Origin of the sequence: Microbacterium sp. cf046 (assembly GCF_900114345.1) — a bacterium.
GTDB lineage: Bacteria > Actinomycetota > Actinomycetes > Actinomycetales > Microbacteriaceae > Microbacterium.
Window position 1 is genome coordinate 844,521 of record NZ_FOZJ01000002.1, and the last position, 13,086, is coordinate 857,606.

The following is a 13,086-nucleotide window of genomic DNA, read 5'->3' on the forward strand; positions in this document are numbered from 1 at the left end:
GCATCGGCGAGGCACCGGCCCGCTGACGAAACCGGAGCAGCCGTGACCGACGCCCCCCAGTCCGACGACTTCACGCCCGATCCCGATCCGGTGGCATCGATGCTCGCCGTGCTCGATCTGTCGCAGTCCGGCGCGCGCACGACCGAGGACATCTTCACCGGGGTCTCGCAGTCGATGCCGCTCGGCCGCGTGTACGGCGGCCAGGTGCTCGCCCAGTCGATCGTCGCCGCCGAGCGCACGATTCCGGACGGCCGCTCCGCGCACTCGATGCACGGCTATTTCCTGCGACCGGGCGACGCGTCGAAGGGCATCACGTTCGCCGTCGACCGCATCCACGACGGCCGCTCCTTCTCCACCCGGCGCACGCAGGCGTTCCAGGAGGGGGTGCCGATCTTCTCGATGATCGCGTCGTTCCAGGACGAGGATCCCGGGATCGAGCATCAGTCCGACGCACCCGCCGACGTGCCCGGACCCGAAGGGCTTCCCGATCTCGAGGACCACCTCGCCGGGCTGCATCCGATGACCAAGCGACTCTTCCTCGATCGCCCGGTCGATCTGCGACACATCCCGTCGCCGATCTACCTCACGGTCGAAGGCGAGCAGGTTCCCAGTCAGGCGGTGTGGATGCGCACCCGGCGAACGGTGCCCGACGATCAGCGCATCCATCGCGCCGTGCTCGCATACGTGAGCGACCTGACGATCCAGGAGTCGATCCTGCGCGCGCACGGGGTGTCCTGGGCGACCCGCGGGCTGAAGGTCGCGAGCCTCGATCACGCGATGTGGTGGCACCGGCCCGGCCGTGTGGATGAGTGGATGCTGTACGTCCAGGAGTCTCCGAGCGCGAGAGGCGGCCGCGGCCTCGCAACCGGCCGCATCTACTCCCGGGACGGGATGCTGCTGGCCAGCGTCGCACAGGAGATCATGGTCCGCGTTCCGCCTCCTGAAGGCGACACTGCCTGAGCGGAACGCTCAGCGCCGGTGGGCGTAGACGACGGGCTCGCCGAGGTACGGACCCCATGCCGAGCGCTGCTCGGCGGTGAGGCGCACGGGTCGCCCGGTCGCGGCATCCACCATCACGACGACGGCGGACGCGCGTGCGTACAGCTCCTGGCCGACGGGGCTGATCGGGCTGAACACCTCGTAGCAGACCTCGATGCTCGATCCGCCGATCTTGCCGAACCACAGCTGCACATCGAGCGCATTGCGCTGATACGGCACCGGCCGCAGGTACTCGATCTCCTGGCGGGCGATGAGCGTGAGCACTCCCGCGTCGATCCCCGAGTCGAGCACAGCGGTCGGCGGTGCGTCCTCGTCGGCGGCCGGCCGCCAGAACGCGCGCACGCGCACCTCCTCGAGGATCTTCAGCATCGAGGCGTTGTTCACGTGGTTGAACGCGTCCAGATCGCCCCACCGCAGGTGGATCGGGATGTGCAGTCGTCGGCCCGGCGCAGCGGCCGGGTCCGTCGACGGGTCGTCAGTCACGCGTGAGCTTGCGGTAGGTCGAACGGTGGGGCTTGGCGGCGTCGGGACCGAGCCGCTCGATCTTGTTCTCCTCGTACGCCTCGAAGTTGCCCTCGAACCAGTACCACTGGTCGGGGTCCTCTTCGGTGCCCTCGTAGGCCAGGATGTGCGTCGCGATGCGGTCGAGGAACCAACGGTCGTGCGTGATGACCACGGCGCAGCCGGGGAATTCGAGCAGCGCGTTCTCGAGGCTGCCGAGCGTCTCGACGTCGAGGTCGTTCGTGGGCTCGTCGAGCAGCAGCAGATTGCCGCCCTGCTTGAGCGTGAGCGCGAGGTTCAACCGGTTGCGCTCGCCGCCGGAGAGCACTCCCGCCTTCTTCTGTTGATCGGGGCCCTTGAAACCGAACTGCGAGACGTACGCGCGCGAGGGGATCTCGACCTTCCCGACCTGGATCCAGTCGAGACCGTCACTGACGACCTCCCAGAGCGACTTGTTCGGATCGATGCCGCCGCGACTCTGGTCGACGTACGAGATGTCGACGGTCTCGCCGACCTTCAGATCGCCGCCGTCGAGCGGCTCGAGACCGACGATCGTCTTGAACAGCGTGGTCTTGCCGACGCCGTTCGGGCCGATGATCCCGACGATGCCGTTGCGCGGAAGCGTGAAGCTCAGCCCGTCGATCAGGCTGCGTCCGTCGAACCCCTTCTGGAGCTTCTTGGCTTCGAGCACGAGCTGTCCGAGCCGGGGACCGGGAGGGATCACGATCTCGTCGAAGTCCAGCTTGCGGGTGCGGTCGGCCTCGGCCGCCATCTCCTCATAGCGTGCGAGGCGCGACTTCGACTTGGTCTGGCGCCCCTTCGCGTTGCTGCGGACCCACTCGAGTTCGCTCGCGAGCCGCTTGGCGAGCTTCGCGTCCTTCTTGCCCTGCACCTGCAGGCGCTCCTGCTTCTTCTCCAGGTAGGTCGAGTAGTTGCCCTCGTACGGGTACAGCCGACCTCGGTCTACCTCGCAGATCCACTCCGCGACGTGGTCGAGGAAGTATCGGTCGTGTGTCACGGCGAGCACGGCACCGGGGTATTTGGCCAGGTGCTGCTCCAGCCACTGCACGCTCTCCGCGTCCAGGTGGTTCGTCGGTTCGTCCAGCAGCAGCAGGTCCGGCTTCTGGAGCAGGAGCTTGCACAGCGCCACTCGGCGCTTCTCGCCACCGGACAGGTTGCTCACGAGGGCCTCCGACGGCGGTGTCCGCAGGGCATCCATGGCCTGCTCGAGCTGGGAGTCGAGATCCCATGCATCTGCGGCGTCGATCGCCTCCTGCAGGGTGCCCATCTCCGCCAGGAGCGCGTCGAAATCTGCATCCGGGTCGGCCATGAGTGCCGAGATCTCGTTGAACCGGTCCAGCTTCTCCTTGATCGGACCGACGCCCTGCTGCACGTTCTCCAGAACGGTCAGGTGCTCGTCCAGCTCGGGCTCCTGCATGAGGATCCCGACGCTGTAGCCGGGGCTGAGTTTCGCCTCGCCGTTGCTGGGGGTGTCGAGTCCGGCCATGATCTTGAGGATCGTGGACTTTCCGGCACCGTTCGGACCCACGACGCCGATCTTCGCGCCGGGCAGGAAAGCGATCGTGACGTCGTCGAGGATCACCTTGTCGCCGACCGCTTTGCGGGCGCGCACCATCGAGTAGATGTAATCAGCCATAACCTGTCCAGTCTACGGGCCGGCCGGCACGGCCCCGCGCCGTGGCCAGGGCCCACGGCCCCGGGTTCACCAATCGATCGGACGGGTGGATCCGACCAGGCACGTGCCCTCGCTCAGGGCCGGCACGACGACGGTGACGGGCGATCCGGTGGACGGTCCCACCTGACCGACCAGGCACTCGTCCCCCCATCGCACGGCGAACTGGATGCTCTCCGCGGGGTCGCCGACGGTCGACTCGTCGTAGGTCACCTGCATGGCGGACTTGTCGAAGCCGGCAGTCACCAGCGCATCGACGTACGCCCGGCCCGAGACCTGCTGCGGACTCGCCCAGACGGCGGCCGTCACCATCGAGAAGACGGGCAGGTTCTCTTCGGCGGTTCCGCCCGGAACGATCACCGGCGCGGCGGACGGTGTGACGATCGGTGCCGGGGAACCGGACGCGGGCGCCGACGTCTGCGATGGACTCGGGGTCGATGGCTCGCCGGTGCACCCCGTCAGTGCGAGCGCGGCCGCAAGGCTGGCCCACACGAGCGCATGGGCTGCAGCGCGGGCGTGACGACGCTCGGGGTGGCGGAACACCGTTCGAGTCTAGGTTCGCCACCCCGAGCCCCCGCTCCATGTCTTCAGAACGGCGCCTCCACGCCCGCCAGGGCCAGCGGTCGCTGATCCGCCTCGTCGGGCTGGGACTGGGATTCCGAGGATGCACGGGCACCGGCACCGGCACCGGCATCGGCGCCGGGTGCGACGCCAGGACTGGTCCAGCCCGGCTGGTCCGCGTCGGCTGGAGCCCAGCCGTCCTCCGTGGTGGACGAGGTCGTGAGGGACGAGCGCTCGTCGGCCTCGTATGCCGTCGTCCCGAACAGCAGGTCGTGTCCGATCGCGTCGGCGTCGACGTCGACCGCGGTCCCGCGCTTCTCGCCGTTGTCCCAATTGCGGACGTGAAGTCGTCCGGTCAGGATGACCCGGTCGCGCCGGTGCACGGAATCGAACACGTGCTCGGCAAGCCTCCGATAGGCCGAGACGGTGTACCAGTTGGTCTCGCCGTCGACCCACGCTCCGGTGGCCTTGTCGAATCGACGCTCCCTGCTCGCGAGGCGGAATGTCGTGATCGTCACCCCGTTGCGGGTCTTCTTCTCAGGGTCGGTGCCGACCGTCCCGACGATCGTGATGGTGTCGCTCATGTCGCTTCCTCTCTGCCCGAGGACCGTCCCCGGGTTGCGCCGGCGCCCGAGTGCCCGTCGGACGCCGGCGCGATCTCAGAATGGCGCTCCGAGGACGCCGCCACCGGCTGCCGGTGGGGCTTGCGGATGGGAGCCGGCGATGCGGTGCCTGGGGAGGAGTCGGTGCGCGCAGTCGATGTCGGAGGTAGTACGTATCTTCGAATGAACGGAAGGACCCGATCATGACACTGACTCTCGACGCACCTGCTGGCGCACCTCGTCTCACTCGCCGCCGCGATCTCCGACTCGTCGAAGCCGGCCCCGCGCTGTGGCGCATCGTGGACCGCAGCGGGCGCGCTATCGGGCACATTCAGGTCGTCGGGCACGACCAGGGCGATCGGTACCGCGCACGGCGATTCCACGCGGCGACTCGCGCATTCCGCGACCTCGGCGAGTTCTGGTCCGCGGACGACGCCGTCGAATGCGTGGCTCTCGCCCGGTGAGGCGCCCTGCTACACCACGGAGTCGAGCTGCTCGACGAGTGCGACCGGAGCCCCGCCGCGCACGCGCGGCCACGACTCGGCGAGGATGTCGACCGCACGCGCGAGGTCATCCGGTGAGGCGGTGAACGGGATGCGCAGGTGCCGGTCGTGACCGCCCTCGACGGAGAAGCGGGGTCCCGCCGACAGCAGAAGGCCACGTGAGCGGACATCCATCACCAGCGCCGAGCTGAGCGGGGCGTCGAGCTCGATCCAGAGCGACACTCCGCCCTGCACCCGTGGAACACGCCATTGGGGCAATGCACGAGCGAGGGAGGACACAGCGGCGTCCCGGCCTTCGCGCAGGACGTGCGAACGCTGTGCGACGACCTCGGCGAAGTCCGGGAACACCGCAGCGGCGACGGCCTGCTCGAATTCCGGAGTGCCCAGATCCTGCGCCGGCCGGGACGCGACCAGACGCCGGATCAGGTCTCCCTCGGCGCGGATCCAACCCACGCGCAATCCGCCCCACACCGTCTTGCCCATCGACCCCACCCGCACCACCAGGGCCGGGTCGCCGTCCATGAAGCCCGATGCCAGCGGCCCCCGATCGATGTCGAGATCCGCTGTGGTCTCATCGAGCACGAGAATGGTGCCTGCGCGGTCCGCCGCCCGCAGAAGAACGGACCGCTCCTGCTCGGTCATCGAGCGACCGGTCGGGTTCTGGAAGTCCGGCATCAGATACGCCAGCACGGGCAGGGTCCGCGCGAACGCCTGCTCGGCTCGGTCGAGATCCCAGCCGTCGTCCGTCGTGACCGGAACTCCGACGAGGCGCGCGTCGGCGCGACGAAGCGCGTCCGCGGCATGCGGGTAGGTCGGAGTCTCGATGAGCACCCGGTCGCCACGGCCGAGCAGCACTGCCGCAAGCAGATGGATGGCGCTCTGGGCGCCTGTCGTCACGATGATCTCGCTCGGCGAGGTCGGGATGCCGCGGTCGCAGTAGCGTCGGGCGATGGCCTCGCGCAGCTCGATCCGACCCAGCACGTCGTAGCCGGTGCGGGCGACGAGCGTCGAGGCGGACAGCGCCACCTCGGATATCACGCCGGCGAGACCGGGCCACGCCGGTGGACTGGCCTGCTGCAGGTCGATCGCACCCTCCGCGGACGCGGCACCGCCGGGATCACGACGCCGCAGCGGAAGGGTCACGCTTCCGGACCCGCGCGTACTGACGATGTGGCCCGAGTCGCGAAGGCTCCGGTATGCGGCGGCCACGGTGCTTCGACTGATGTGCAGGGCGGCGGACAGTTCGCGCTCGGCGGGGAGTGCGGTGCGGGGAGCAAGCCGATTGTCGAGGCAGAGCAGGCGGATGCCGTCGGCCAGTGCCTCGTAGGCCGGTTCACGCGTGCGCCATCCGCCGAGTGCCGCCGAGAGCGCGCGCGCCGAGATCCGGGAGTCCATGAGAGCCAGAATACGTCAATTGGACTGCAACATACGAGCCAATCATGCGATTGGATGGCATCATGCCTCGTCGTATCACCCAGCTCCTGGTCGGCCTCGTGCTCTATGGGGCGGGCTGCGCGTTGACGGTCGAAGCCGGCCTCGGAGTCGATCCTTGGACGGTCTTCGCTCAGGGCGTGTCGATCCACACCGGGATCGGGATCGGGTGGGTGACCAACATCGTCGGATTCCTGGTTCTGCTGCTGTGGATTCCGCTTCGCCAGAAGCCCGGCATCGGCACGATCGCGAACATCCTCCTGGTGGGCACGAGCATGCAGGTCGTCCTCACGTTCGTGCCGCCGATCGCGGGCCTGCCGGCGCAGATCGCCGTGCTGCTGGGCGGCATCCTCATGGTCGCGATCGCCTCCGGGCTGTACATCGGCGCGCGATTCGGACCCGGCCCTCGCGACGGCCTGATGACCGGTCTGCACGCACGCCTGCACTGGCCGATCTGGGTGTGCCGCGCGCTCGTGGAGCTCTCGGTTCTGGCGATCGGCTGGCTGCTGGGAGGCACCGTCGGGATCGGCACGGTGCTGTTCGCCGTGCTGATCGGCCCGCTCGTGCACATCGCGCTGCCGCTGCTGGACACCGCACGGCCGCGCCGGATCCGTCAATCCGACGGTCCGACCACGATCGCCGCGGTCGGCGGCTGAACCGGGTCAGTGCTCGCGGAACTCCGGCCAGTCGCTGCCCGGAGTCATCCGCGAGTGCAGCGCGCTCTTCGCGATCTCCATCGAGGGGTACGTGCCTGCTGACGCGTCCGCGCCGGCCATCGTGACGGTGTAACCGTCCTCGTCCTTGCGAATGCTTCCGACCACACCGGACGGGCCGTATGCGACCCACAGGGCGTGATGCGTTTCGGTGGTGCTCATGATCGATCTCCTTCCGACGCCTCGACGGTACGCCTGGCGCGGGCACCCCGCCAGTGCTGCGTCGGCACGTCGCGGAGACGACGGATCGACGCTTCTGAGAAGATCGGTGCCCCCGACAGGACTCGAACCTGTGACCGGCGGATTAGAAGGCCGCTGCTCTATCCACTGAGCTACGGAGGCGCGAATCCAGGTTATCGCGCCCCACATCGACGGGCAGGACGGGCCGTCCGCAGCGAGTCGGTGTCCGAGGGCCCTGACTAGGATGGAGCCCATGGTGGGGGCTTCTGACAACGACCGTCTCGTGTGGATCGACTGCGAGATGACGGGTCTGGACCTCTCAGTCGACGAGCTCGTCGAGATCGCGGTCGTCGTCACCGATTTCGAGCTGCGCCCCCTCGACCCGGGCTTCTCGATCGTGATCAAGCCCGATGCGTCGGCCCTTGCCCACATGAACGACTTCGTGACCGCGATGCATGAGAAATCAGGCCTGCTGACGGAGATCCCGGAGGGCGTGAGTGTCGCGGAGGCGGAGTTCGAGGCCCTCGAGTACATCCAGCGGTTCGTTCCGCTGCAGGGCAAGGCGCCGCTGGCCGGGAACACGATCGGCACGGACCGGATGTTCCTGGCGAAGTACATGCCGAGAGTGGACCGCTGGCTGCATTATCGGAACGTGGACGTCTCCAGTGTCAAGGAGCTCAGCAGGCGCTGGTATCCGCGCGCCTACATCCACGCGCCCGCGAAGGGCGGCGGGCATCGCGCGCTCGCGGACATCCGCGAATCCATCCTGGAACTGGCGTATTACCGCTCGGCGGTGTTCGTGCCCGAACCGGGTCCCACCAGCGATGGCGCCCGTGCCGCGGCAGCCGCAGCCGTTTCGTCATTCGCTCCAGGAGTATGAGAGAATTTTCGGGTTGCCCGCCACGTGCGGGAGACATGGTGGGTATAGCTCAGTTGGTAGAGCGCGGCCTTGTGGTGGCCGATGTCGCGGGTTCGAGCCCCGTTACTCACCCCAAGTGAGGTCTTCGATGATCGACATGGATGCCGACGCATTCGAAGCGCTCGTCACCGACGAACTCGATCGTCTGCCCGACGAGATGGTCGACGGACTCGACAACGTCATCTTCGTGGTTGAGGACCGCCCCGAGGACGGCAGTCTCGACCTGCTGGGGCTCTATGACGGCTGGGCGCTGACCGAGCGGGACCGTTACGGCGGCGGCGAGCTGCCCGACCGCATCATCGTCTACCGCGAGCCGCATCTGGCGGCCTGCGAGACCGAGCGGGAGCTGCGCGACGAGGTGCACACGACCCTGGTCCATGAGATCGCCCACTTCTACGGAATCGACGACGAGCGGCTCCACGAACTCGGGTGGGCGTGATGGTGCTCCTCGCGACGCCTGAGGTCGACGAAGAGGTCGCCATCCGCGGCGAAGAGCAGACGGTCCGGCCGTGGCAGACCGTGGTGTGGAACGATCCCGTGAATCTCATGAGCTACGTCACTCACGTCTTCCGTGAATACTTCGGGTTCGACCGCGCGCACGCGGAGCGGCTGATGCTCGCCGTGCACCACGAGGGTCACGCGATCGTGGCCGAGGGCGCCCGCGAGCAGATGGAGCTGCATGCGCAGGCGATGCACGACTACGGCCTCTGGGCGACGATCCGGCAGGCTCCGCAATGAACGCCGGTCGCATCGTCGTGCTCGAACTGACCCGGATGGAGGCGGCCCATCTCTCCGGGCTCGTCACCCAGTTCGCCGAGCTGCTGGAGGATGCCGAGAGCCGGTCGGGTGATCCGGCGATCGCACGCCTCGTTCCCGATGCGTACGCGGACGCCGAGGCGGCCGCGGATTTCCGCGACCTCACCGAACGCGATCTGCTCGATCGTCGGCGTGAGGATGCGGGGGTGGTCCTCAGCTCACTCAGTGGGCCCGCCGCGCTGCCCGAAGACGCCGAGCCGGACGACGACGTCCTGATGGAATTGATCGAGCTTCGCCTGGAACCTGACGCCCTCCAGTCGTGGTTGCGATGCCTTGCGGCGATCCGGCTTGTTCTGGCGACCAGACTCGACATCCGCACCGAGGACGACCACGATGTCGAGGATCCCCGCTTCGGGGTCTACGAGTGGCTCGGCTACCGCCTGGACGGACTCGTGCACGCAGCATCCGACGACGACTGACCAGGCTCACGGAATCGCGAAGACGTGAGTCGCCCGCTGGGTCGGCTCGTCACGCGAGAGATGCCGCTCCTCCTGCTCGGCCCACCGATTCCAATGCGGGCGGTACGTCTCGCCGTCGCGTTCCAGTGCGCGGCGCTTGCGAGACTGCGCCGGCGACTCGAGCCACACCCGCACGTCGCCCAGGCGAGCCGTCGCGGCCGTCAGCAATCCCGAGCCTTCCACGATCAACGGCAGCGACGGGTCGACGGCGTGAGCCTCGGCCGGCGCCGATGCGTCCCAGTCCCAGCGCTCCCACACGCCGATGAGGCCGCGCGCGTGCGGACGCAGGATCAACTCGCGCGCTGACTCGACACCGTCTGCGAGGCCGTCCCATCCGGGATAGAGCGAGTCGAGGGCGACGAGCTGCACGCGCCCGTGCATCGGCCAACGCGCCACCAGCATTCGCGCCAGCGAGGTCTTGCCCGACCCGCTGCGGCCGTCGATCAGCACCACGGGGTTTGCTGCGGCGATGCCGACGATTGCGTCGAGGACCTTCGCGGCAGCGCCGTCGAGGGCTGCGGAGACCGGGTCGGCGCTAGCGCTTGAGGGCGCGGATGACACGGCTCAGCGCGCGGCCGGCAACCCACACGAACGGAATCGCGACCGCGAGGAACGAGACCATGTTCGGCTCGAAAGTGAGACTGTCTCCCTTGCGGATGTAGGCACCCAGAGGCACGGCGTACCCGCCGCCGCCACCGCCGCCGTTTCCCGACTCGTCGGAACCGCCTCCGAAGCCCGACCAGGTCAGTGCGACAGGGATGATGCGGACGCCGTCGATGTCCACCTGGTCTCCGTAGGCGCTTTTCGCGCCGAAGGTGGCGGACTGCTTGCCGAGCTCGAGTGCGATGTTGGGCATGTGTCCACGGTACCCGGCCGGACGCGACCTGCCCAGGGAAACCCGGGGTTCGCGGTCAATCGAGCGGCGGCGGCTTCGGATGCGACGGCAATGACCCTCCTGCGCGGGATCCGCCGAGGAGGGTTGCCCGCGTGACTGCGCCGCGACCGAACCGCGCTGACGCGTCATCCAGCGCCCCCTCGATGCGCCGCCATTCCGCGTCGTCGTCCCACAGGAGGAGTCCCGCATCGGCGGTAGGGCGCAGCTTCTCTGCACGGACACCGACGAGCCGGACGGGCAGTCGCTGCTCCACGGCGGCGAACAGCTCGAGTGCCGCCTCCCCGATCCGCTGACCGACCGCGGTCGGCTCGGACAGTGTCTGGGATCGGCTGATCGTCGTGAAGTCGGCGAATCGGACCTTGATCGCGACCGTCCTGGCCTCCCACCCGTGTACGCGGAGCCGCGCGCCGACCCGGTCGGCGAGCCGCCGGAATTCCGACTTCAGCACCGCGGGGTCGTCGATGTCGGTGTCGAAGGTCTCCTCATGGCCGACGCTCTTCTCAACCCGCTCGGTGTCGACCCGCCGCGCGTCGAGGCCCCGGGCCAAGTGCCAGATCCGATCGCCCATCGCCGGACCGAGCGCCCGGTCCAGAACAGTGCGTGGCGTCTCGAGTACGTCCGCCACGGTGCGGATGCCGCGCGACTCCAGCGCCTCGGCGGACTTGGGTCCGATCCCCCACAGCGCGCGCACCGAGCGAGGAGCCAGGAACGCCGCCGTATCCGCCTCGGCCACGATGAGCAGACCGTCGGGCTTGCTGATCGTGGAGGCCATCTTCGCCACGTGCTTGGTGGCGGCGACGCCGATGCTGCACGTCAGGCCGGTCTCCTCGAGCACCCGCGCCCTCAGCGTGCTGGCGATCTCGCCCGGGGTGCCCCACAGCCGCCGCGCGCCACGGACGTCGAGGAACGCCTCGTCGATCGAGAGCGGCTCCACGAGCGGTGTCACGTCGTGGAAGATGCGCATGACCTCTTTCGAGAGCGCGACGTAGCGGTCGAAGTGCGGCAGCACCACAATCGCCGTCGGGCACAGCCGGAGGGCCTGTCCCACGGGCATCGCCGAGCGCACGCCGAATCTCCGGGCCTCATACGAGGCGCTCGAGACGACCGACCTGCCGTCCGGCGCCCCGATGATGATCGGCTTGCCCCTCAGAGAAGGATCGTCGAGCACCTCCACGGACGCGTAGAAGGCGTCCATGTCGACGTGCAGGATCCCGGTGCCCGTGTCGTCTGCACCCTCGGGCGAGACGATGCGTCCCGTCCCGTCGCCCCGTCCCATGCATCGATGATGTCAGGCGCTGCTGACATCTCGCCCGGACTACTGCGCTGCGCGCTCGAGGATCAGCTCGCGTACGCGAGCCGCATCCGCCTGCCCGCGCATCGCCTTCATGACGGCGCCGATCACCGCACCGGCGGCCTGCACCTTGCCGTCGCGGATCTTCTCCAGGACATCGGGCTGGGACGCGAGCGCGTCGTCGATCGCCGCGATCAGGGCGCCGTCATCGGACACGACGGCGAGTCCGCGCGCATCGATGACTTCCTGCGGAGTGCCCTCCCCGAGGATCACGCCCTCGAGCACCTGGCGCGCAAGCTTGTCTGTCAGCGTTCCTGCGTCGATCAGTCCCTGCAGAGACGCCACGTCGGCTGGAGACACGAGATCCGTCGCCTCTCGACCCTGGGCGTTCGCGATCCGGCTGATCTCACCGGTCCACCACTTGCGCGCCGCGGCGGGCGTCGCGCCCGCATCGATCGTCGCCGCCACCTCGGACAGCAGACCGCCGTTGGCGACGTCCTGGAACTCCAGGTCGCTGAAACCCCATTCCGCCTTCAGGCGGCGGCGGCGCTCGGCCGGCGGCTCGGGCAGCGCGGCACGCAGCTCGTCGATCAGCTCGGCCGAGGGGACCACCGGCAGCAGATCGGGTTCGGGGAAGTAGCGGTAGTCGTCGGCGTCCGACTTCGGGCGACCTGGCGAGGTCGTTCCGGTGTCCTCGTGCCAGTGCCGGGTCTCCTGCGTGATCGAACCGCCCGCCGCCAGGATCGCGGCCTGGCGCTGGATCTCGTACCGCACCGCGCGCTCGACCGAGCGCATGGAGTTCACGTTCTTCGTCTCGGTGCGCGTTCCGAGCTTCTCCTGCCCGCGAGGGCGCAGCGATACGTTCGCGTCGCAGCGGAGGTTGCCGCGTTCCATCTTCGCGTCGGAGATGCCCAGCGACAGCACGATGTCCCGGACCGTCTGGACATACGCCTTCGCGATCTCGGGCGCGCGGTGCTCTGCGCCGTAGATCGGCTTGGTGACGATCTCCACGAGCGGCACGCCCGCGCGGTTGTAATCGACGAGCGAGTACTCCGCGCCTTGGATGCGGCCGGTCGAACCGCCGACGTGCGTGAGCTTTCCGGCATCCTCTTCCATGTGCGCGCGCTCGATCGGAACCACCACGCGCGTGCCGTCCGCGAGCTCGACCTCGACCGAGCCCTCGAACGCGATCGGCTCGTCGTACTGACTGATCTGGTAGTTCTTGCCGAGGTCGGGATAGAAGTAGTTCTTGCGCGCGAAGCGGCTCGACGGGGCGATCTGGCAGCCGAGCGCAAGCCCCAGCGATATCGAGTACTTCACCGCCTGCTCGTTGACGACGGGGAGCGACCCCGGCAGCCCGAGGTCGACCGGCGCGAGATCGGAGTTCGCCTCGCGACCGAACGAGTTCGGCGCGGCAGAGAACATCTTCGTCTTCGTGTTGAGCTCGACGTGCACCTCGAAGCCGAGCACGGGCTCGAACATCTCGATGGCGGCGTCGTAGTCCATCAGCGCGTCCTTCGCCAT

General features: G+C 68.4%; 17 protein-coding genes and 2 tRNA genes. 8 read left to right on the forward strand and 11 right to left on the reverse strand.

All coding sequences use genetic code 11. The features are described 5' to 3' along the window. Positions 1 to 99: 99 nt before the first annotated feature. Positions 100 to 960, forward strand: coding sequence for an acyl-CoA thioesterase (locus tag BM349_RS10265; RefSeq protein WP_091707242.1), 861 nt, complete (start codon positions 100 to 102; stop codon positions 958 to 960). Between the two features lie 9 nt (positions 961 to 969). Here BM349_RS10265 and BM349_RS10270 read toward each other — a convergent pair whose 3' ends face one another. The 4 genes from BM349_RS10270 to BM349_RS10285 all read right to left on the reverse strand — a co-directional run bounded on the left by BM349_RS10270 (position 970) and on the right by BM349_RS10285 (position 4,338). Beyond that, positions 970 to 1,482: an acyl-CoA thioesterase gene (locus BM349_RS10270; RefSeq protein WP_175525263.1), complete on the reverse strand. Its 513-nt coding sequence runs from the start codon at positions 1,480 to 1,482 to the stop codon at positions 970 to 972. After that, positions 1,475 to 3,157, reverse strand: a complete 1,683-nt coding sequence (gene ettA, locus BM349_RS10275; RefSeq protein ID WP_091706762.1) for an energy-dependent translational throttle protein EttA — start codon at positions 3,155 to 3,157, stop codon at positions 1,475 to 1,477. The genes BM349_RS10270 and ettA overlap by 8 nt, the downstream gene beginning before the upstream one ends. 66 nt (positions 3,158 to 3,223) lie before the next feature. Continuing rightward, positions 3,224 to 3,736 (reverse strand): DUF6993 domain-containing protein, encoded by a 513-nt coding sequence (locus BM349_RS18755; protein WP_175525264.1) that lies wholly within the window; start codon positions 3,734 to 3,736, stop codon positions 3,224 to 3,226. A gap of 44 nt (positions 3,737 to 3,780) precedes the next feature. Then, positions 3,781 to 4,338, reverse strand: coding sequence for a single-stranded DNA-binding protein (locus BM349_RS10285; RefSeq protein ID WP_091706763.1), 558 nt, complete (start codon positions 4,336 to 4,338; stop codon positions 3,781 to 3,783). A gap of 221 nt (positions 4,339 to 4,559) precedes the next feature. Between BM349_RS10285 and BM349_RS10290 the strand changes: the two genes are divergently transcribed. Further along, a complete protein-coding gene (locus BM349_RS10290; RefSeq protein ID WP_091706764.1) occupies positions 4,560 to 4,820 on the forward strand; it encodes a hypothetical protein in 261 nt (86 codons plus the stop codon). Positions 4,821 to 4,829: 9 nt separating this feature from the next. Here the strand turns inward: BM349_RS10290 and BM349_RS10295 are convergent, their stop codons facing one another. Further along, positions 4,830 to 6,254: a MocR-like transcription factor YczR gene (locus tag BM349_RS10295; protein ID WP_091706765.1), complete on the reverse strand. Its 1,425-nt coding sequence runs from the start codon at positions 6,252 to 6,254 to the stop codon at positions 4,830 to 4,832. Positions 6,255 to 6,316: 62 nt separating this feature from the next. On the opposite strand from BM349_RS10295, the gene BM349_RS10300 reads away from it, so the two are divergent. Next, on the forward strand, positions 6,317 to 6,946 hold the full coding sequence (locus tag BM349_RS10300) for a membrane protein YczE (RefSeq protein WP_091706766.1): 630 nt from the start codon (positions 6,317 to 6,319) through the stop codon (positions 6,944 to 6,946). Between the two features lie 6 nt (positions 6,947 to 6,952). On the opposite strand, the gene BM349_RS10305 is transcribed toward BM349_RS10300, so the two are convergent. Both BM349_RS10305 and BM349_RS10310 read right to left on the reverse strand, forming a co-directional pair. Further along, positions 6,953 to 7,165, reverse strand: coding sequence for a methyltransferase (locus BM349_RS10305; RefSeq protein ID WP_091706767.1), 213 nt, complete (start codon positions 7,163 to 7,165; stop codon positions 6,953 to 6,955). Between the two features lie 107 nt (positions 7,166 to 7,272). After that, a tRNA-Arg gene (locus BM349_RS10310) sits at positions 7,273 to 7,345 on the reverse strand. Positions 7,346 to 7,436: 91 nt separating this feature from the next. Between BM349_RS10310 and orn the strand changes: the two genes are divergently transcribed. From orn to BM349_RS10335, 5 genes are all read left to right on the forward strand, one after another. After that, positions 7,437 to 8,063: an oligoribonuclease gene (gene orn / locus BM349_RS10315; RefSeq protein WP_091706768.1), complete on the forward strand. Its 627-nt coding sequence runs from the start codon at positions 7,437 to 7,439 to the stop codon at positions 8,061 to 8,063. Positions 8,064 to 8,101: 38 nt separating this feature from the next. Further along, positions 8,102 to 8,177: transfer RNA gene (locus BM349_RS10320), tRNA-His, on the forward strand. Between the two features lies 1 nt (position 8,178). After that, positions 8,179 to 8,541 (forward strand): metallopeptidase family protein, encoded by a 363-nt coding sequence (locus BM349_RS10325; RefSeq protein WP_139230912.1) that lies wholly within the window; start codon positions 8,179 to 8,181, stop codon positions 8,539 to 8,541. Next, the gene (clpS, locus tag BM349_RS10330) at positions 8,532 to 8,840 is read left to right on the forward strand and encodes an ATP-dependent Clp protease adapter ClpS (protein WP_254773815.1); all 309 of its coding nucleotides are present in this window, start codon (positions 8,532 to 8,534) and stop codon (positions 8,838 to 8,840) included. The genes BM349_RS10325 and clpS overlap by 10 nt, the downstream gene beginning before the upstream one ends. Beyond that, positions 8,837 to 9,337 (forward strand): DUF2017 family protein, encoded by a 501-nt coding sequence (locus BM349_RS10335; RefSeq protein ID WP_091706770.1) that lies wholly within the window; start codon positions 8,837 to 8,839, stop codon positions 9,335 to 9,337. Before clpS ends, BM349_RS10335 begins: the two co-directional genes overlap by 4 nt. Before the next feature lie 6 nt (positions 9,338 to 9,343). On the opposite strand, the gene BM349_RS10340 is transcribed toward BM349_RS10335, so the two are convergent. From BM349_RS10340 to gatB, 4 genes are read right to left on the reverse strand one after another with little or no spacing between them, the layout of a single operon-like run. Further along, positions 9,344 to 9,937: a nucleoside/nucleotide kinase family protein gene (locus tag BM349_RS10340; protein WP_254773816.1), complete on the reverse strand. Its 594-nt coding sequence runs from the start codon at positions 9,935 to 9,937 to the stop codon at positions 9,344 to 9,346. Continuing rightward, positions 9,912 to 10,232, reverse strand: coding sequence for a hypothetical protein (locus BM349_RS10345; protein WP_091706771.1), 321 nt, complete (start codon positions 10,230 to 10,232; stop codon positions 9,912 to 9,914). The genes BM349_RS10340 and BM349_RS10345 overlap by 26 nt, the downstream gene beginning before the upstream one ends. Positions 10,233 to 10,287: 55 nt before the next feature. Beyond that, positions 10,288 to 11,547: a DNA polymerase IV gene (gene dinB / locus BM349_RS10350; protein WP_091706772.1), complete on the reverse strand. Its 1,260-nt coding sequence runs from the start codon at positions 11,545 to 11,547 to the stop codon at positions 10,288 to 10,290. Between the two features lie 39 nt (positions 11,548 to 11,586). Then, positions 11,587 to 13,086 (reverse strand): Asp-tRNA(Asn)/Glu-tRNA(Gln) amidotransferase subunit GatB, encoded by a 1,500-nt coding sequence (gatB, locus tag BM349_RS10355; RefSeq protein ID WP_091706773.1) that lies wholly within the window; start codon positions 13,084 to 13,086, stop codon positions 11,587 to 11,589.

Coding starts and splice junctions, on each gene's coding strand:
- BM349_RS10265 (WP_091707242.1), top strand. CDS start 100: ATGCTCGCCGTGCTCGATCTGTCGCAGTCCGGCGCGCGCACGACCGAG.
- ettA (WP_091706762.1), bottom strand. CDS start 3,157: ATGGCTGATTACATCTACTCGATGGTGCGCGCCCGCAAAGCGGTCGGC.
- BM349_RS10285 (WP_091706763.1), bottom strand. CDS start 4,338: ATGAGCGACACCATCACGATCGTCGGGACGGTCGGCACCGACCCTGAG.
- BM349_RS10290 (WP_091706764.1), top strand. CDS start 4,560: ATGACACTGACTCTCGACGCACCTGCTGGCGCACCTCGTCTCACTCGC.
- BM349_RS10295 (WP_091706765.1), bottom strand. CDS start 6,254: ATGGACTCCCGGATCTCGGCGCGCGCGCTCTCGGCGGCACTCGGCGGA.
- BM349_RS10300 (WP_091706766.1), top strand. CDS start 6,317: ATGCCTCGTCGTATCACCCAGCTCCTGGTCGGCCTCGTGCTCTATGGG.
- BM349_RS10305 (WP_091706767.1), bottom strand. CDS start 7,165: ATGAGCACCACCGAAACGCATCACGCCCTGTGGGTCGCATACGGCCCG.
- orn (WP_091706768.1), top strand. CDS start 7,437: ATGGTGGGGGCTTCTGACAACGACCGTCTCGTGTGGATCGACTGCGAG.
- BM349_RS10335 (WP_091706770.1), top strand. CDS start 8,837: ATGAACGCCGGTCGCATCGTCGTGCTCGAACTGACCCGGATGGAGGCG.
- BM349_RS10345 (WP_091706771.1), bottom strand. CDS start 10,232: ATGCCCAACATCGCACTCGAGCTCGGCAAGCAGTCCGCCACCTTCGGC.
- dinB (WP_091706772.1), bottom strand. CDS start 11,547: ATGGGACGGGGCGACGGGACGGGACGCATCGTCTCGCCCGAGGGTGCA.
- gatB (WP_091706773.1), bottom strand. CDS start 13,086: ATGGCGAAGGACGCGCTGATGGACTACGACGCCGCCATCGAGATGTTC.